General features: G+C 74.1%; 17 protein-coding genes. 8 read left to right on the top strand and 9 right to left on the bottom strand.

What is annotated here, in order from left to right:
- Positions 1 to 19: 19 nt before the first annotated feature.
- The 4 genes from OIE69_RS21435 (at position 20) to OIE69_RS21420 (ending at position 5,146) form a co-directional block, all read left to right on the top strand.
- A complete protein-coding gene (locus OIE69_RS21435; RefSeq protein WP_392567548.1) occupies positions 20 to 2,446 on the top strand; it encodes a SpoIIE family protein phosphatase in 2,427 nt (808 codons plus the stop codon).
- A gap of 81 nt (positions 2,447 to 2,527) precedes the next feature.
- A complete protein-coding gene (locus tag OIE69_RS21430) occupies positions 2,528 to 3,376 on the top strand; it encodes a class II glutamine amidotransferase (protein WP_326573941.1) in 849 nt (282 codons plus the stop codon).
- Between the two features lie 46 nt (positions 3,377 to 3,422).
- Entirely contained in the window at positions 3,423 to 4,052 is a 630-nt protein-coding gene (locus tag OIE69_RS21425; protein ID WP_326573939.1) for an RNA polymerase sigma factor, read from the top strand.
- Positions 4,049 to 5,146 (top strand): CU044_5270 family protein, encoded by a 1,098-nt coding sequence (locus OIE69_RS21420; RefSeq protein WP_326573937.1) that lies wholly within the window; start codon positions 4,049 to 4,051, stop codon positions 5,144 to 5,146. The genes OIE69_RS21425 and OIE69_RS21420 overlap by 4 nt, the downstream gene beginning before the upstream one ends.
- 7 nt (positions 5,147 to 5,153) lie before the next feature.
- On the opposite strand, the gene OIE69_RS21415 is transcribed toward OIE69_RS21420, so the two are convergent.
- The 4 genes from OIE69_RS21415 to OIE69_RS21400 form a co-directional block, all read right to left on the bottom strand.
- Positions 5,154 to 5,639: a universal stress protein gene (locus OIE69_RS21415; protein WP_392567547.1), complete on the bottom strand. Its 486-nt coding sequence runs from the start codon at positions 5,637 to 5,639 to the stop codon at positions 5,154 to 5,156.
- Between the two features lie 5 nt (positions 5,640 to 5,644).
- Positions 5,645 to 6,901: an SLC13 family permease gene (locus tag OIE69_RS21410; protein ID WP_326581318.1), complete on the bottom strand. Its 1,257-nt coding sequence runs from the start codon at positions 6,899 to 6,901 to the stop codon at positions 5,645 to 5,647.
- Positions 6,902 to 6,968: 67 nt separating this feature from the next.
- Complete coding sequence (locus tag OIE69_RS21405; protein WP_326573933.1) at positions 6,969 to 7,694, bottom strand: Clp protease N-terminal domain-containing protein; 726 nt, start codon at positions 7,692 to 7,694, stop codon at positions 6,969 to 6,971.
- Positions 7,695 to 7,859: 165 nt separating this feature from the next.
- Positions 7,860 to 8,816, bottom strand: coding sequence for an NADP-dependent oxidoreductase (locus tag OIE69_RS21400; RefSeq protein WP_326573931.1), 957 nt, complete (start codon positions 8,814 to 8,816; stop codon positions 7,860 to 7,862).
- A 70-nt stretch (positions 8,817 to 8,886) separates the two neighbouring features.
- On the opposite strand from OIE69_RS21400, the gene OIE69_RS21395 reads away from it, so the two are divergent.
- Positions 8,887 to 9,831, top strand: a complete 945-nt coding sequence (locus OIE69_RS21395; protein ID WP_326573930.1) for a GlxA family transcriptional regulator — start codon at positions 8,887 to 8,889, stop codon at positions 9,829 to 9,831.
- 25 nt (positions 9,832 to 9,856) lie between these two features.
- The gene (locus OIE69_RS21390; protein WP_326573928.1) at positions 9,857 to 10,435 is read left to right on the top strand and encodes a histidine phosphatase family protein; all 579 of its coding nucleotides are present in this window, start codon (positions 9,857 to 9,859) and stop codon (positions 10,433 to 10,435) included.
- Here the strand turns inward: OIE69_RS21390 and OIE69_RS21385 are convergent.
- The 5 genes from OIE69_RS21385 to OIE69_RS21365 form a co-directional block, all read right to left on the bottom strand.
- The gene (locus tag OIE69_RS21385) at positions 10,432 to 11,232 is read right to left on the bottom strand and encodes a maleylpyruvate isomerase family mycothiol-dependent enzyme (RefSeq protein ID WP_326573926.1); all 801 of its coding nucleotides are present in this window, start codon (positions 11,230 to 11,232) and stop codon (positions 10,432 to 10,434) included. The two genes, OIE69_RS21390 and OIE69_RS21385, sit on opposite strands and share 4 nt — an antisense overlap.
- A 168-nt stretch (positions 11,233 to 11,400) precedes the next feature.
- Positions 11,401 to 11,862: a transglycosylase SLT domain-containing protein gene (locus tag OIE69_RS21380; protein ID WP_326573924.1), complete on the bottom strand. Its 462-nt coding sequence runs from the start codon at positions 11,860 to 11,862 to the stop codon at positions 11,401 to 11,403.
- Between the two features lie 386 nt (positions 11,863 to 12,248).
- On the bottom strand, positions 12,249 to 13,052 hold the full coding sequence (locus tag OIE69_RS21375) for a putative protein N(5)-glutamine methyltransferase (RefSeq protein WP_326573922.1): 804 nt from the start codon (positions 13,050 to 13,052) through the stop codon (positions 12,249 to 12,251).
- Between the two features lie 232 nt (positions 13,053 to 13,284).
- Positions 13,285 to 14,160, bottom strand: coding sequence for a hypothetical protein (locus OIE69_RS21370; protein WP_326573920.1), 876 nt, complete (start codon positions 14,158 to 14,160; stop codon positions 13,285 to 13,287).
- On the bottom strand, positions 14,157 to 14,963 hold the full coding sequence (locus OIE69_RS21365; protein ID WP_326573918.1) for a MerR family transcriptional regulator: 807 nt from the start codon (positions 14,961 to 14,963) through the stop codon (positions 14,157 to 14,159). The genes OIE69_RS21370 and OIE69_RS21365 overlap by 4 nt, the downstream gene beginning before the upstream one ends.
- A 568-nt stretch (positions 14,964 to 15,531) precedes the next feature.
- Here OIE69_RS21365 and OIE69_RS21360 point away from each other — a divergent pair.
- Entirely contained in the window at positions 15,532 to 16,011 is a 480-nt protein-coding gene (locus OIE69_RS21360; protein WP_326573916.1) for a hypothetical protein, read from the top strand.
- A gap of 256 nt (positions 16,012 to 16,267) precedes the next feature.
- Entirely contained in the window at positions 16,268 to 17,965 is a 1,698-nt protein-coding gene (locus OIE69_RS21355) for an Ig-like domain repeat protein (RefSeq protein ID WP_326573914.1), read from the top strand.
- Positions 17,966 to 18,049: the final 84 nt, after the last annotated feature.

Raw genomic sequence — 18,049 nt, 5'->3', positions numbered from 1 at the left:
CGGGCGAGAACGGCGACGGATGGCGATGCGAGATTCCAGCCTCGACGACGACTTCGACGGCGGCCTCCCTCCCCGGCCCGATCCGAGCGTTCCGGCCACGGCCGTCATCGACGCCCACGGGGTCGTCACGGGCTGGAGCAGCGAGGCCGAGCGGCTGCTGGGGTACGGGCACGACGAGGTCGTGGGGCAGCCCGCCAGCCGGCTGCTCGGCTCGGACGCCGCCCGGTCCACCGAGTGGTTCCTCGCGATGCCCTTCGGCTGGGGCGGCAGATCGGTGCTGCGCCGCCGGGACGGGCGCCACCTGGACGTGTCCGTGCGGGTCTACCCGTCGCTGGACGGCCACGGCCGGCCGCAGCGGCTCATCGTGGTCTCCCCGATGGACCGGCGGCACTGGGGGGCGGTGGACAGCGTGGTCGAGGAGGCCTTCGACCAGGCCACCCTGCCCATGGCGATCTTCGACAACGAGCTGCGGACCCTGCGCACCAGCAGGGGCATGCAGCGCGAGGCCGGACGCACCGAGGAGCAGATGCGGGGCAGACGCCCCTCGGAGTTCCTGGCCGGCAGCGCGGGGGAGGCCGTCGAGGAGGGCGTCCGGCACGTCCTGGCCAGCGGTGAGTCCCACGACCTGCACCTGCGCATCCGCTCCCGGGTGGCACCGGCGCCGCGCACCTGGACGATCACGCTGTCCCCGCTCGCCGATCCGCTGCGGCGCACCCCGCGCGTCCAGCTCACCGCGGTCGACACCACCGAGCAGTACGTGGCGCGCGAGCGGCTCGCCCTGCTCAACGAGGTCAGCACCCGGGTCGGCAGCACCCTGGACGTAGGCCGCACCGCCCAGGAGATGGCCGACGTGGTGGTGGGCAACCTCGCCGACTTCGCCACCGTCGACCTGCTCGACCCGCTGTTCCGCGGGGTGGAGCCGCAGCCCGGGGACCCCGGGGTCGCCCTGCGCCGCGCCGCCCAGCAGTCCGTCCTCCCCGGCATGCCCGAGTCGGTGACCGCGACCGGGGAACTGGACCACTACCCGCAGGACTCCCCGCCCACCCGCTCCCTCGTCACCGGCCGCGCCTCGCTGCACGGCACCGTGGACCGCGCCATCGACGTCTGGGCCGCGGGCGACCCCGGACGGGCCCGGATGCTGCGCCGGCACGGCATCCACTCCGTGATGGTCATCCCGCTGCGGGCCCGCGGCATCACCCTCGGTGTCGCCGTGCTCGCCCGGCACCGCAGACCCGACCCCTTCGACGAGGACGATCTGCAGGTCGCCGAGGAGATCGGCGCCCGGGCCGCGGTCGCCGTCGACAACGCCCGCCGCTACACCCGCGAACGCGCCACCGCCCTGGCACTCCAGCGCAGCCTGCTGCCCCAGCGGCTCGGCCGCCAGGAGGCGGTGGAGGTCGCCTCGCGCTACCTGCCCGCGGGCAGCGGCGCGGGCGTGGGCGGCGACTGGTTCGACGTGATCCCGCTGTCCGGGGCCCGGGTCGCGCTGGTCGCGGGCGACGTCGTCGGCCACGGACTGCGCGCCTCCGCCACCATGGGGCGGCTGCGGACGGCCGTGCGCACCCTCGCCGACGTCGACCTGCCACCCGACGAACTGCTCGTCCACCTCGACGACCTGGTCGTCCACCTCGCCGGGGAGGAGGTCGGCGGGAACGACGGCGAGAACGTCGTCACCGATCTCGTCGCCACCTGCCTGTACCTGGTCTACGACCCCGTCTCCCGGCTGTGCACCGCCGCCAGCGCGGGACACCCCCCGCCGGTGCTGACCACGCCGGACGGCGCCGCGCAGTTCCTCGACCTGCCGCCCGGACCGCCGCTCGGGCTGGGCGGACTGCCCTTCGAGACCGTCGAGTGGGCACTGGACCCGGACAGCCTCCTGGTGCTCTACACCAACGGCCTCATCGCCACCGAGGACCGGGACGTCGACACCGGCATGGCGGCCCTGCGCCGGGCGCTCACCCGCCCCGACCGCTCCCTGGAGTCCGTCTGCGAGAACCTGGTGGCGCTGGTTCCCGGCCCCCCGGACGACGACGTCGCCCTCGTCGTCGCCCGCACCAAGGTGCTGGACGCGTCCCAGGTCGTCACCTGGGACGTGCCCGCCGAGCCCGCCGCGGTGGCCGGGATCCGCGCCGAGGTCATCCGCCGGCTGGCGGAATGGAGGATGGAGGACATCACCTACACCGTGGAGCTGGTGGTCAGCGAACTCGTCACCAACGCCATCCGGTACGGAACCCCGCCCATCGGGCTGCGCGTCATCCACAACTCCACCCTCATCGTCGAGGTCTCCGACGGCAGCGGCACCGCACCCCATCTGCGCCGGGCCCGGGTCTTCGACGAGGGCGGCCGCGGACTGATGCTGGTGGCGCAGGTCACCGAGCGCTGGGGGACGCGTCACACCCAGGAGGGCAAGACGATCTGGGCGGAGGTCGCCCTGGCCGAGGCCTGAGAACGGACGGCGCGCGGGGACGGACGGCGCGCGGGGACAGACGGCGCCCCAGGACGGCGGACGAGGAAGGGAATGGTGCACATGTGCCGGTGGCTCGCCTACTCGGGCACACCCATGCTGCTCGACAACATCCTCTACAAACCGCGGCACTCCCTGATCGACCAGAGCCTGCACTCCCGCATGGGGGTCGAGACCACCAACGGGGACGGCTTCGGCATCGGCTGGTACGCCGCGGACCTGGACACCCCGGCGATCATCCGGGACATCGGGCCCGCCTGGAACAACCTCAACCTGCGGGAGATCTCGCGCCACGTCACCTCGCCGCTGTTCTTCGCCCACGTACGGGCGTCGACGGGCACCGCGATCCAGCAGACCAACTGCCATCCCTTCCGGCACGGCCGCTGGCTGTGGATGCACAACGGCGCGATCACCGACTTCCACCGGCTCCGCCGCGACCTCTCGCTCACCGTCGACCCTGCGCTGTTCTCCTGCATGGAGGGCTCGACGGACTCCGAGGTGATGTTCTTCCTCGCGCTCACCCTCGGCCTCGACCAGGACGTGCCCGGGGCCGTGGCGCGGATGGCCGGGCTGGTGGAGCGGACCGGCCACGAGCACGGGGTCGAGTTCCCGGTCCAGATGACGGTGGCGGTCACCGACGGGGAGAGCCTGTGGGCCTTCCGCTACTCCAGCGAGCACACGTCGCGGTCGCTGTTCTACAGCAGCAGGGTGGACTCGCTGCGCGAACTCCACCCCGACCTGTGGTTCCTGCAGGGCGTGTCGGAGGAGACCCGGCTCGTGGTGTCCGAGCCGCTGGGCGATCTGCCGGACGCCTGGCACGAGGTCCCCGAGAGCACCTTCGGGGTGGTACGGCCCGGCCAGGACGAGCTGATGCCCTTCGTGCCCGCGGCCCCCGACGGGCTCGCGGCGTGACGCGGGTCACGGGAACCCGCGGGGGACGGACGGACAGCCCACAGAGGTGACCACTGATGTACGAACCCGCGTACGGGACGGGGACCCCGCCGCCTTCGCCGAGCTGTTCGACGCGTACGCCCGCACCGTCTACAACCACGCCTTCCGACTGACCGCCGACTGGTCGGTCGCCGAGGACGTCATGTCGGCCACCTTCCTTGAGGCCTGGCGACTGCGGGACCGCGTCGACCCCGAAGGGGGCTCGCTGCGGCCGTGGCTGCTCGGTATCGCCACCAACATCGCGCGCAACCACTGCCGCGGCAACCGCCGCTACCGGGCGGCGGTCGCCGCCGGCGCCCAGGCCGGGACCGCCGCGCTCGAAGTGCCGGACCACGCCGACCTCGTGGCCGGCCGGGTCGACGACCGGCGCCGCCTCGCGGCCGTGCTCACCGCCCTCGCCCGGCTGCGCCGCCCCGAGCGCGAGGTGCTGACGCTGTGCCTGTGGGAGGGCCTGGAGTACACCGAGGCCGCCGAGGCCCTCGGCATCCCGGTCGGCACCGTGCGCTCCCGGCTGTCCCGGGCCCGTACGAGACTGCGCAAACTCGCCGACGCGGAGACGGAACCCGCCGACCGCCGCCGACAGACAGAAGGGGACCGCGCGAACGCGGTCCGGCCCGCACAGGAAGGAATCCGATGAACGCCCATCCCTCGGAATGGGAGGAGACCCCCCGTCTCCTGCCGCGCGTGGAGCGGGATCTGCCGGCGGACCGTCACCAGTTGCACAAGGAGCGTCTGATGACCCGGATCCACGAGGACCTCGCCGCGAGCCCCGACCCGCACGCCACCGTCGCCACCCGCCCGGCCGCGCGCCGCAACCCCTTCCTGCGCCGCATGGTCCTCGTCCCGCTGACCGCGGGCGTGCTGGCCGGGGCCCTGGCGACGGGCCTGTTCGTGTTCGGCGGCGCGGAGGACACCGGCACGGGCGGCGGCCCCGGCACCTCCGCCGCCGGCCCCGCCATGACCACCCGCCTCGGCACCGCGGACCCCGAGGGCGCCGCCCGCCTGCTGAACGCCGTCTCGCTGGCCGCCGCCGAGGCACCGGCCGCGCCGGTGCGCGACGGCCAGTACATCTACATCGAGTCGAAGTCGGCCGGCATCGTCGTCCGGCACGTGCACGGCACGACCAGCCTGGCCGGCACGCCGCTGCACCGGCGCCAGTCCTGGGAGTCCCGCGACGGCAGGGACGGATGGCTGATCGAGCCCGGCACCACCGGCCCGGAGGGCAGGACCCTCGCGGGCACCGACGAGCACGGCAACGAGCCCGAGCCGACCCTGAACGCGCCGAGCTACGACTACCTCACCACCCTGCCCACCGACCCCGACGTGCTCCTGGCCAAGATCTACAAGGAGACGAAGGGCATGGGCAACGACCCCGATCACCAGGCCTTCACCACCATCGGCGACCTGCTGATCGAGAGCTGCCCGCCGGCCGAGCTGACCACCGCCCTCTACAAGGCCGCCGCCGAGATCCCCGGCGTGGTCGCCGTGGACGACGCCGTGGACGCCACCGGGCGGCACGGGGTCGCGGTGGCACGGCTGGAGGAGGCCACCGGAGAGCGCACCGAGTGGATCTTCGACCGGAAGACCCACGTCTTCCTCGGCGAGCGCACCGTCCAGGCCGAGCGGGACCCCGACGGGGTCGTGCCGCCCGGCACGGTCGTCTTCACCAACGCGGTGCTGACCCGCGCCACCGTCGACGGCGTCAGGCAGCTGCCCGGTGACGCGGGCTGAGACCGGGTCAGCGGGGCGGGGGCGGCGGGAGCGTCGCCACGTCCGGCGCGGCCGCGGGCCACACCAGCAGGACCGGGCAGGGCGCGTGGTCCACGACGAAGCGCGCCGCCGGGCCCAGGCTCCGCGGCCCGAGCCGCGCGAGGTCGCCGTCGCGGGCCATCACCAGCAGATCGGTGCCGGCCGCGGCGGCGACCACCTCCCGCTCCACCCGCCCGGACCGCTCCTCCCGGCGGCACGGGCGGCCCAGCCTCCGGGCCGCGGCGTCCAGCAGCCGTCCCGCGGAGTCCGCGCCGAGATCCTCCAGGCGGGTGCCCGGATCGTGCTCGGGGTGCCCGCGGCCCAGCAGACCGGCGTAGGCGGCGTGCGCCAGACCGGGCACGTCGGGGCCGCTGACGTGCAGCAGGACGACGTCGGCGGCCTCGGGCGCGTGGACGCGGACGGCGTCGACGCAGGCGGGCCAGGTTCCTTCGGCGATCCAGGCGGTCACGATCACGGACATCACCCTCCGAGGACGTACAGCGAACCCCACAGTGCCACCACCGCCAGGCCCAGCGCCGCAGGCACGGTGAGCAGGCCGAGGACGGTGAACTCCTTCAGGTCCACGTCGTGTTCGTGCTGGTGCACGATACGCCGCCACAGCAGGGTGGCCAGAGAGCCCGCGTAGGTCAGGTTGGGGCCGATGTTCACCCCGAGCAGGACGGCGAGGACGGCGCCCGGCCCGGCAGGGGCGGTCAGCGGCAGCAGGACCAGCACGGCGGGCAGGTTGTTGATCAGGTTGGCCAGGACGGCGGCGAGCGCCGCGACGCCGAGCAGTGCGGGCAGCCCGGTGCCCCCGGGCACGATCCGGCCCAGCACGTCGGCGAGCCCGTTGTCGACCACCGCCCGGACCACCACGCCCAGCGCCAGCACGAACGCCAGGAACGGCACCCCGGCCGCCCCCGCCACGGCGCGCACCGTCATCCGCCGCCGCGCCACCGCCCGTACGGCCAGCACCAGCGCCCCGGCCGCCGCCGCCCACGCGGGATCGATCCCGAGCGCCGGGGTGACGACGAAGCCCGCCAGCGTGCAGACCACCGTGACCAGCGCGAACACCGGCAGCGGCGGCGTGCCGGCACCGTCCGGGACGGGGACGGCGGCCGCCAGGTCGCCGCGGAACCAGCGGCGGAAGACGACGTACTCCACGGCGATCGCGACCAGCCACGGCAGCACCATCAGCCCGGCGAAGCGGGTGAAGCTCAGCCCGCTGGCCGCGAACGCCAGCAGGTTCGTCAGGTTGGACACCGGCAGCAGCAGCGAGGCGGAGTTGGACAGGTGCGTGCAGGCGTACACGTGCGGTTTCGGCCGCACCCCCAGGCGGGCGGCGGTCGCGAACACCACCGGGGTGAGCAGCACCACCGTCGCGTCCAGGCTCAGCACCGCCGTCACCGCCGACGCCAGCACGAACACCGCACCGAGCAACCGCCGCGGCCGCCCCGCGGCCACCCGGGCCATCCACGCCCCGCCGGCCCGGAACAGCCCCTCCTCGTCGCAGAGCCGCGCCAGCACCAGCACCGCCGCCAGGAACCCGATCACCGGCCCCAGCCGCGCCGCCTCCTCCCGCGCGTGCTCCAGCGGGATCGCCCCGCTCCCCACGGCAACCGCCGCCGCCGGCACGGCGAGCACCGCCTCCGGAAGCCCGAACGGCCGGATCACCGCCCCGGCGAGCACGAGGAGCAGCAGCGCGACGGACAGCGCCTCCGCGATCGTGGTGTTCAGGGTTCCGTTCCTCCCGGGTGGGGCCGTGATGGCCCCTCATCGAACCACGCCCCACCCGGGACGGCGCTCACTCCTCCGCGTGCGTGCCGCCCGCGATCTCGGCGAGCGCCGCGGCGACGTGGCTCTCGGTGGTGGCCTTGCCGAGGCCGAGGGAGGTCAGCGGGCCGTCACCCGCCTCCAGTTCGAGGAGGGCGAGGAGGAGGTGCTCGGTGCCGATGTAGTTGTGGCCCAGGCGGAGGGCCTCGCGGAAGGTGAGTTCGAGGACCTTGCGGGAGGCGAGGTCGTACGGGATGAGTTCGGGAACCTCGGACACGGCCTCGGGGAGGGCCGCGGTGAGGGCGGTGCGGGCGGCGTCGGGGGTGACGCCCTGGGCCGTCATGGCGCGGGCGGCGAGGGCGTCGGGCTCGCTCAGCAGCCCGAGGGCGAGGTGCTCGGGGCGGACCTCGGGGTTGGCCGCGGCCTTGGCCTCGCTGTGGGCGACCATGACGACCTTGCGGGCCCGCGGGGTGAAGCGCGAGAAGCCCTGCGAGGGATCGAGGTCGGGGAAGCCGCCGGGGTCCTTGGGGACGAAGCGCTTCTGGGCGGCCTGCTTGGTCACGCCCATGCTCTTGCCGATGTCGGTCCAGGAGGCGCCGGACCGCCGGGCCTGGTCGACGAAGTGTCCGATGAGGTGGTCGGCGACCTCGTCCAGGTGCTCGGCGGCGATGACGGCGTCCGAGAGCTGGTCGAGGGCGTCGGGGTGGGCCTTCTTGATGGCTTCGATCAGGTCGTCGAGCCGGATCTGCTGCGTCATGCGTCAACGATAGGTTGACGATGGTCGACCGTCAACCGGGAGTTGACGATCGGGGCGATTAACCGGCGCGCCCCCGTTGTCGGGCCGTACGGGCACCGGGAAGCTCAGCGGTGGAGCTGTCGAGCCCTGCCCCGGCGCCCGTACGGCCCGCCCTCGTCGCGGCCCTCAGCGCACGGTGAGGACCAGCTTGCCCGTCGTCCGCCCGGTCTCCAGCGAGGTGTGCGCCTTGGCGGCCTCGGACAGCGGGAAGGTGCCGGCGACCGTGACGCGCAGGGCGCCCTCCTCGACCAGGCGGGCGACCGCGGTCATGCCGGCGTGGTCGGCCTCGACGATCATGCCGGTGGCGCGCACGCCCAGGCGGTCGGCCTCCGCGAGGAGTTCGGGCAGGCCGATCGGGAGGATGGTGACGAGCAACCCGCCCTCGCGCAGGGTGCGCAGGGAGCGGAGCGACTCGGCACCGCCGAGGGGGTCGAGGACGACGTCCACGTCGCGGACGGCCTCGGCGTAGTCGGTCGTGCGGTAGTCGACCAGTTCGTCGGCGCCGAGGCCGCGCAGGAAGTCGTGCTTGGCGGCGCTCGCGGTGCCGATGACATACGCGCCGCGGGACTTGGCGATCTGGACCGCGACGTGACCGACGCCTCCCGCGGCCGCGTGGACGAGCACGCGCTGCCCGGGGCGGACCGCGGCGACGTCGACGAGGGCCTGCCAGGCGGTGAGCGCGACCAGCGGGACCGCGGCGGCCTCCACGTGGCTCATGCCGGACGGCTTCCGGGCGAAGGCGCGGGCGGGACCGGTGACGTACTCGGCGTGGGAGCCCACGCCGTGCGGGTAGGGGAGCATGCCGAACACCTCGTCGCCGGGCCGGAAGAGGGCCACTCCCAGCCCGGCCTCCTCGACGACGCCGGAGACGTCCCAGCCGAGGACGGGCGGCGGGCCGCCGAGGAAGAGCCCGGTCTGCCGGTGCTTGGTGTCGGTCGGGTTGAGCCCGGCGGCGTGGACGCGGACGAGCAGCTGCCCGACGCCGGGGGTGGGGCGCTCCAGCTCCGCCTCCCGCAGGACCTCGGGGCCGCCGAGCACGTCCTGGGTGATCGCGCGCATGGTGCGAGGGGTCGTGTCGTTCATGCGCTCCAGCCTGCCGACCGGCGGTGCGAGGGAAAATGGCCTGATTGCCATCATCCGATAAGATCGTGCCATGCATCGTGTGGTCGTCCTCGCCCTCGACGGCGTCTATCCCTTCGAGCTGGGCATCCCCAACCGCGTCTTCGGCTCCGCCGGGGACCGCTACGAGGTGGTGACCTGCACCGCCGACGGGCGCCCCGTGCGCACGGACTCCGACTTCTCGGTCGCCGTCGAGAACGGCCCCGAGGTGCTGGCCACCGCCGACACCGTCGTGATCCCGCCGTACGACCAGGCGAGGATCACCGCCGAGCTCCCCGCACCGGTCGCCGCCGCGCTCGGCACGATCCGGCCGGGCACCCGGATCGTCTCCATCTGCACGGCGGCCTTCGCGCTCGCGGCCGCGGGGCTCCTGGACGGCCGCCCCGCCACCACCCACTGGGCGCTGGCGGACCGCTTCCGGCGGATGTTCCCGGGTGTGGCGCTCGACGCGGACGTGCTCTTCGTCGACGACGGCGACGTCCTCACCTCGGCCGGGGCCGCCTCCGGGGTGGACGTCTGCCTGCACCTGGTGCGCGCGGACCACGGCAGCGCGGTGGCCAACTTCGTGGCCCGCTGCTGCGTCGTACCGCCCTGGCGGGACGGCGGCCAGGCGCAGTACATCGAGCAGCCGGTGCCGCAGACCGCGGACGCCGGGACGGCGGCGACACGGCAGTGGGCACTGGAGCACCTCGACCTGCCGCTCACCCTGAACGACCTCGCGGACCACGCGCGGATGAGCCTGCGGACCTTCGCCCGGCGCTTCCGGGACGAGGTCGGCACGAGTCCGGGGAAGTGGCTCATACAGCAGCGGGTCAGCCGGGCCCGGCACCTGCTGGAGTCCAGCGACCTCCCGGTGGACCGCATCGCCGGCGAGGTGGGCTTCGCCACCGCGACCTCGCTGCGGCAGCACCTCCACGCCGCCATCGGCGTCTCCCCCCTGGCCTACCGGCGCACCTTCCGGGCCGCCGCCACCCGTTGACGCACCCGGCCCGGGGGAGGCCCCGATGGCAGTGGAGCTGATCTACGAGACGCACGCCACGACCACCGACAACGAGGCGGGCATCGCCACCGGACGGCTGCCCGGACGGCTGTCGGAGCGGGGCCGCCGGCAGGCCCGGGAGCTGGGCGAACGCCGCCGCGGCCAGGACATCGCGGCGGTGTACACCTCCGACCTGCACCGCGCCGTGGAGACCGCGGTCCTCGCCTTCCCGGACGGGCGGCCCCCGGTCCACCGGGACCCCCGGCTGCGCGAGTGCGACTACGGCGCGCTGAACGGCCGGCCGGCCGAGCTCGTCGCGGCCCAGCGCCTGCGGCGCGTCGACGAGCCGTTCCCCGGCGGCGGCCAGAGCTACCGGCAGGTGCTCGCCGCCACGGACGCGCTCCTGCACGACCTGGCCGGACGGTGGGACGGCCGGCGCGTCCTGCTGATCGCCCACTCGGCCAACCGCTGGGCCCTGGCCTGCCTGCTGGGCGGGGTACCACTGGCGGAGAGCCTCCGGGCCCCCTTCGTCTGGCAGCCGGGCTGGACGTACACCCTGCCCGGCGACCGGCCGGGCCCGGACGGGGAGTCGGCGGGGCCTTAGGGCGCGGTGAAGAGGGTGGGGAAGCGGGGGGCGAGCCAGGGGCGGCGGCCCCAGGCGGCGATCCTGCCGCGGGCCATGGCGGCGGTGGCGCCCCGGCGGCCGAGCGCGATCAGGAAGAAGGTGACCGGCTCGGTGGTGATGGTGCAGTCCGGGCGGCGGGGCGGCTCGTCCGTGACGTCGGCGGCGCCGTCGGTGAAGGTCACGGCGAAACGGGCGATCCCGGGGACGCGCAGCGCGTAGCAGGCGGAGAAGCCGGCCGCCGCCCGCGCGTCGACGACCCGGGGCATGGCCGTCCTGAGGAACGGCATGCAGCGGGCGACCCGCTCGCGGTCGACCATGTGGGGCCGGCGCAGGGCGACCGCGATGTCGTAGCCGTGGCCGAGCATGTGGGTGAGCAGGTACGAGCCGAGCGTGGCCAGATCCATGGGGCCGAGCGGGGTGACCACCGCCGTCCCGGGCGCGCGCGCCGCGGCCGCTTCGGTGAACGCGCGGGCGTGCCGCACGATGCCCTCGGCCAGGACCGGGCCGTCGCGCTCGGGGAAGGCGGCCAGGGAGGCGGCGTTCTCCGCGGCGAGGCTGCCGGGGGTGCCGTCGCCGTACGGCCGCTCGCGGCCCTCGGCCAGCACTGCCATGAGTTCGCCGGCGAGCACCAGGTGTGCCGCGGCCTCGCCGACCGTCCACTCGGCACCGGGGATCGGCACCGAGGTGTCCGGGCACGCGCGGAGCAGGGCGGCTATGTCCTCGGCGGCGGCGTGCAGGGACTCGGCCTCGGCCGGGCGGTCAGGGGCGACGGTCATGGTCGGACAGCGTGGACCAGCACCGTTCGCCTGTCCAGGCCCGGGGAGGGAAAGTCCTGCGCGAAAGCGCGGCCGGAAAAGCCGCGGAATGGCGGGAACGCGAAAAGGGGGAAGCCCCCGGGCAGCCGTGGCTGCCGGGGGCGTCCCCAGGGAATGCGCTGCGCGCGATCAGTACGCCGAGTTGACGTTGTCGATCGTGCCGTAGACGTGGGCCGCGTAGTTGCAGGCGGCGGTGATGTTCGCGACCGGGTCGTAGATGTTCCACGAGGTACCGGGGACGTGGTAGGCCTTGAACGTCGGGTCGATCACCTGCATCAGACCCTTGGAGGGAATTCCCTTGGCGGCGTTCGAGTCCCAGCCGTTGATGGCGTTCGGATTTCCGGAGGACTCGCGCATCAGGTTCTTGTAGATCCCGTTGTACGTGCCCGGGATGCCGTTGGCGCGCATCACCTGCAGGGACTCGTTGATCCACGTGTTGACGGAGCCCGACTGCGCCGTGGTGGCGGCGGAGGCGGTGGGGGCCATGGCCACGCCACCGGCGACGACGGCGACGCTCGCGGCAGCGCAGCCGAGGGAGATCTTCTTGGCCTTGGCGACGCGGTTGAGCTTCGACATAGCGGAGATCTGCATTCGAGTAATTCCTCTTCCGTGGGGTACGCCATGAATTGTTGGCCGACTTAAATCCCGAGGTCAATGCACCCCTGTTACTAACGGGATTAGTTGTGGGACCAGGGACGAAAGTCCCGCCGCTCAGGCGTGGGAAGGGGATTCCGGGGCGCGGTCTACTAAGAGACCGTGAAAGTGGCGCACGTCATATCGGCCACGTCACACGCAGACCCGGAGAAATCGCCTATTGAGTGACGCAGGCCATGTGGCCTGCGTCACTTTTCGGGGCGACTGTTCACTCGGGGAAACGGCGGATTCACGCACGGCGAGGATTTCCGGCCCGTCGCGTCGCCGGGCCGGCCCGGCGGGCGGATCGGGCGGGCGGACCGGCCGCGCAGGGCCCCGGCCGGCTACGCCGTGGGGGCCGAGGCGATCACGACGGTCGCGTACAGCTCCTCCGACACGGCCACCCGCGCCTCCAGCCCGGCCCGGGCGACCGCGGCGACGGCGGCCGGGGCCTGCTCCTCGCCGGTCTCGAAGAGGAGCCGCCCGCCCGGAGCGAGCCACGCCGGCGCGGCGGCGGCGACCCGGCGGAGGACGTCGAGGCCGTCGGCGCCGCCGTCGAGGGCGACGCGGGGCTCGTGGTCGCGGGCCTCGGGGGGGAGGAGGGCGACGGCGCCGCTGGGGACGTACGGCACGTTCGCGACCAGCACGTCGACACGGCCGCGCAGCCCCGCGGGAAGGGGGTCGTAGAGGTCGCCCTCGTGGACGTGGACGTCGCCCTCCGCCGCCGCGAGATTGCGGCGGGCGCAGGCGACCGCCGACGGGTCGATGTCGGCCGCGTGCAGCACGGGACGGTCGAGCGTGGCGGCCAGGACGGCGCCCACCGCGCCGGAGCCGCAGCACAGGTCGACGACGACGGCACCGGGCCGGCCCAGGGCGTGCCCGAGCGCCGCCGCCTCGCGGGCGAGGAACTCCGTACGGCGCCGCGGGACGAAGACCCCGGGGCCGACGGCGATCCGCAGGCCGCAGAACTCGGCCCAGCCCAGGACGTGTTCGAGCGGGAGGCCGGCCACCCGGCGCTCCACCATGGCGGCGAGCTCACCGGGGGTGCGGGCGGCGGAGACGAGCAGCCGGGCCTCGTCCTCGGCGAAGACGCAGCCGGCCGCCCGCAGCACGGAGACGACCGGCGCGACGGACACGGCGAGGGGCATGGCGGTGGAGCCGGAAGAAGGGGAGCCGAAGGAAGACGGGCCGGAAGCAGACGAGCCCGAGGGAAGAGAGCCGGAAGAAGGGGAGCCGGAGGAAGCGGGTCCGGAGGAAGCGGGTGAAGCGGAGGACATGGAGGCCTTTCGGGGCGCCGCGGGGCGCTCTCGACGGCCTAGGTCGTCCGGAGCGCGGGGCCGCCGGAGGAGAGCACCCAACCTGACATGGCGGTAATGGGTCTCACCTCCTCGGTACGTCCACTGCTGGGGACGGCAACGTTACCCGAGCCCCCGGTACCGCGCCCACCCCCAGGGCCGCGACGGCGGCGCGCGGGTCGTCGGCGTGGAACCGCAGGACGCGGGCCTCCACGGGCGCCCCGAGGGGGCGCAGGAAGGTGACGGGCTCGGTCAGTTCGACGGTGACCGTGGTCTGGCCGCCGACGACCAGGTCGACGGTGCCGTCCCCGGCGAGCGTGACGAGCCGTCCGTCGGGGAAGCGCCGGTCGACCCGGGCCGCGGCGATCCGCCCGGCGGGCACGCGGATGTCGACGAGGGCGCCGTACCGCAGCCGCAGCGAGCCGTCCGCCCCGACGACGTGCGGGCGCACCACGCAGGCGGCATGCATGGCCAGCACGAAGAAGCAGCCCCACACGTCGAGGACGAGCGTGACGGCGTGCACCACGGGCCAGGGGATGACCAGCGCCAGCACCACCGTCTCGACGACGGAGACGAAGAGGAAGCCGTACATCGTCGCCGTCTGCGCCCCGGTGTACGGGACGGCCACGGCGCCCTCCCCCACCCCGTGCGGCCGGCGGGCGATCCAGCGCACCAGGCTCACCGACAGGGCGAGTTCATGGCGGATCAGCCGCCGCGCGGGCGCCGGGACGCTGTCCCGCAGGGCCCACCACGCGGCGGCGCGGCGCGTCAGGCCCCGCCGCCGTGCGTCCCGGTGGGCCCGCACCGCACGCGGCAGCCGCCACAGCAGGACGGCGGTCATGCACAGTTCCGCGCCCCAGAGCACCGGCTCCGGCACCGGCACGCCCGCCACCAGGCACGCGGCGAGCACCGCCTCGGCCGCCACCAGGGCACCCAGCGCCCACGCCCCCCGGCGGCTCACCGGGCACGCTCCTGCATCAGCCGGATCGCCTGCCGTACGGCCTCGGCCTGGGCGGGGGCGTGGTCGTCGAAGAAGGCTGCCATGAAGCCGTCCTCCGCACCGCCGGCCGTCGTGAGGTCCTCACCGGAGACGTCGATCGCCGCGGCGACCTCGTCCGGGACGGAGTCGGCGATCGCCCGGGCCACCTCCGCGACCCTCGGGTCGTCCACGGCCGCCCCGGCCAGCTCGTCCATCCGCGCGTACACCTCGTAGGCGCGGCGCATCGCGCCGGGGTCGGAGCCCATGGAGCGTTGCAGGCCGGTGAGCCAGCTCCGGGCCTCGGGGGTGGCCGCCGTGTCCAGCAGCGCGAGCAGCTCGCGTTCCTTCACGGCCATCGTGGGCTCGGGCCCGGCCAGCTCCGCGGAGGTACGGGCCATCTCGGCGAAGAGCGCGGCCAGTTCCGGGGAGACCGGTGCCTCGGCGGGCAGTCCGCCGCCGGCTCCGGCCTGCTCGAGGAGTTCGGCGAGGCGGGCCCGGCGCGAGCGGATGGCCTCCTCCTGCCGGGCGAGGTCCGCGTCGAGTTCCGCCAGCACCTCGTGCAGTTCCCTGCCCGCGTCGTCGGCGAGCACGTCCCTGACCTCGTCCAGGCCGAGGCCGAGTTCCGTCAGGCGCCGGATGCGGGTGAGCTCGACGGCGTCGCGCAGGCCGTAGTCGCGGTAGCCGTTGACCCGGCGCGCGGGCTCGGGCAGCAGCCCGATGCGGTGGTAGTGCCGCACGGTGCGGGTGGTGACCCCGGCGAGGGCGGCGAGTTCTCCGATGCGCATGAGCCCAGTAGAGACCTTGACGTCGCGACAAGGTCAAGGAGCGGCGGGTGCGGGATGGTCCTACGCGCGCGATCCCGGCGAAACCGCCTCCTGACCGTGTTCGACGCCCCACCGGTCCCGCGCCCGCGCACCGTGGCCCGGCGGCACCGCGCCACCCGGCGGTGCGGCGGTGCGCGGCCCCGCGTTCCGGCCGGGCACGCGGTCGCATCGGCTCCCCCGGCCGAGGCCGGGGACGCGGTCGCATCGGCTCCCCCGGCCGAGGCCGGTGGAACGGACTGCGACGACAGACACCCGCCACCCCCGTGCCGGTCCGGGTCCGTCGCGGCGCACCGACAGCGTGGACACCGTCGCCAGGCCCGCTGGCCCCGCCGAGTGCAGGCCGCGGTCACCGTCGGACTCCGGCAGGTGCGGCCCGGCGTCCGCCGGGGCGTGATCGAGGGCCCGTACCGCGGGTAGGTGCGCCCTGACGGGTGCCGCCGCCTGCGCAACCACCGCCGCCGCAACCACCGCCGGCACCCCAGGGACCCATTTGCGTCTGTGACACGTCAAAGCGGAAAGGAGGCCATCCATGCGTCATACGACAGCCGCGGCCGTCGCGGCGACCGCAATCCTGCTGACCGGCTGCGGCACTCAGTCCGGCGGCCCCGCGGACGGCAGCCCCAGCAGTTCCCCGAGCGGCACCGGCAGCGCCGGTACGGGGACCGGCACCGGTACGGGAGGGGCCTGCGCGGCCGAGGCGGCGCTCACCGCCGAGGACACCGGCCGCACCGTCTGCCTCACCGCCGGCGGCACGGTCCGCGTCACCCTCGACGGCACGCCCGACCGCCCGTGGTCCCCCGTGACCAGCGAGGGCAGCGCCCTCACCCCCACCAACGCGGGCATCGGCGCCCCCCGCGGCGACACCATCGCCGCCTACCGCGCCACCGCCCCCGGCACGGCGCGGCTCACCTCCACCCAGCCGCTGTGCGCGTCACCCACCGCCCCGGACCAGGTGGCCTGCCTGGGACTGCGGGAATGGACGGTCACCGTGCGGGTCACGAGCGGCTGAACACCCCCACCCGGCAAGAAGGTTGTAGTGCGTCAGGCATCGAATCAGGCACGGTATCCCCACCACCGGGCGAAGCGCCGGTAACGGATCGGCAGCGGCCGCAATTGCGGTGGCCCGCTGTCAGAGGCATGACGTAGCGTTCCGCCTGATCGCCGACGAAGGCGCGCGGACCCACTGTCGGGGTCCGCGCCCCGCGGCGCACCCATGTCTCGCCGGAAGACGTCCGGCCACCCACGCCTGCCTGGGGGGAACCAGCTTGCGCACCCGCCACCTCGCGGGCGGGACGGCTCTGTCCGTCCTGCTCGCCACCGCATCCCTGCTCGGGGTCACGGCAACGCCGGCCGCGGCCGACAACGCCGCCCCGTCGGCCACCTCCTCCGAGGCGCAGCCCACGCTGCACGCCCTGGACGACCCGGCCCAGGCCGCGACCACGCTCACCGTGAGCGTCCCCGCGACGGCCGTGCCCGGCGCCGAGGTCACGGTCACCGGCACCCTCGGCTCGGCCGAGCCCTTCGCGGCCGGCACCGAGGTCACCATCACCCGCACGGACCCGGCCGACACGGCCGGCACCCCGCTGGGCACCGCGGCCGTCGCCGAGGACGGCACCTTCCAGCTCAAGGACACCCCGGCCGGCCAGGGCGTCAACACCTACTGGGTCAGCTACGCCGGCGACGCGACCCACGCCGCCACCGCCGCAACGGGCACCGTCACCGTCGCCCGGGCCTCGACCACCCTCAACGTGTCCGCCCCGGCGACGGCCCTGCCCGGCGCCGAGGTCACGATCAGCGGCTCCCTCGGCTCGACCGAGGACTACGCGCCGGGTACCACGGTCACCATCACCCGCACCGACAGCCACGGAGGGACCGGCACCCCGCTGGGTACCGCGACCATCGGCGAGTACAACATCTTCCAGCTCAAGGACACGCCCGCTGTCCAGGGCAACAACACCTACACGGTCAGCTACGCGGGCGACGCGACCCACGCCGCCGCCACCGCCAGGAGGACCGTCAACGTCACCCGGGCCGCCACCACGCTCACCGTGAACGCCCCCGCCACCGCCAAGCGGGCCACGAAGATCACGGTCACCGGCAAGCTCACGGCCGCGGCGTCCTTCCCGGCCGGGACCAAGGTCACGGTCACCCGGATCGACCTCACCACCCCCAAGGGCAAGTCGCTCGGCAGCAAGACGGTCGCCTCCAACGGGACGTTCAGCTTCACGGACACCCCGTACACGGGCGGCAGCGTCACCTACTCCGTGCACTACTCGGGCGACACCACGCACACCGCCGCCCTGGGCAAGGACACGGTCTCGGTCTCCCGCGCGGCCACTTCGGTCAGCATCAAGACCAACCACTCGACCTACTCATGGGGTTCGACGGCCACCGTCACCGGCCACCTCGGCAAGACCGGCAAGAGCCGCGTGGTGTCGATCTACGCCAAGGCCGCGGACGGCACGAAGAAGCTGGTGAAGACCGGCACGGTCAACCGTTCCGGCGACTTCAAGGTGACCTACAAGCTCTACCGGAACACCACCTTCTGGGCGTCGTTCGGCGGCGACTTCTACTCGGCACCGAAGTCCGTGTCCCGCTCGGTCGGCACCCAGATCAAGGTCTCCACGTCCGTCAACCGGCACTACAAGACGGGCAAGATCGGCTCGACCACGTACTACTGGTTCCACAGGAACACCGACCCGGTGTTCACCACGAGCATGAGCTACTACAAGAACCGCGCGCAGCGGTTCGAGCTGCAGGTCTACTACCAGGGCAAGTGGTACGACGGCGGCAGCGAGTACTTCAGGCTCGCCACCAACGGGAAGTCGGCCGTGCAGCTGGAGGCCCCCGGCGAGTCCGGCATCCGCGCCCGCATGCGGTCCTCGTACGTCAAGGGCTCCTCGGGCGACTCCGTGAACACCACGACCCACGGCTCCTGGAAGTACATGTACTTCACCAAGTAGGCCGAGGAAGCGGCCGGGGCCGCCCCGGGTACACCGGGGCGGCCCCGGCCGCGTTCGGAGGACGATTCGTCCCGATCGGGGGTC

The organism is Actinacidiphila glaucinigra (genome assembly GCF_035918135.1).
In the GTDB taxonomy this organism is placed as follows: Bacteria; Actinomycetota; Actinomycetes; order Streptomycetales; family Streptomycetaceae; genus Actinacidiphila; species Actinacidiphila glaucinigra.
This window is presented reverse-complemented; position numbering and strand designations above follow the sequence as displayed.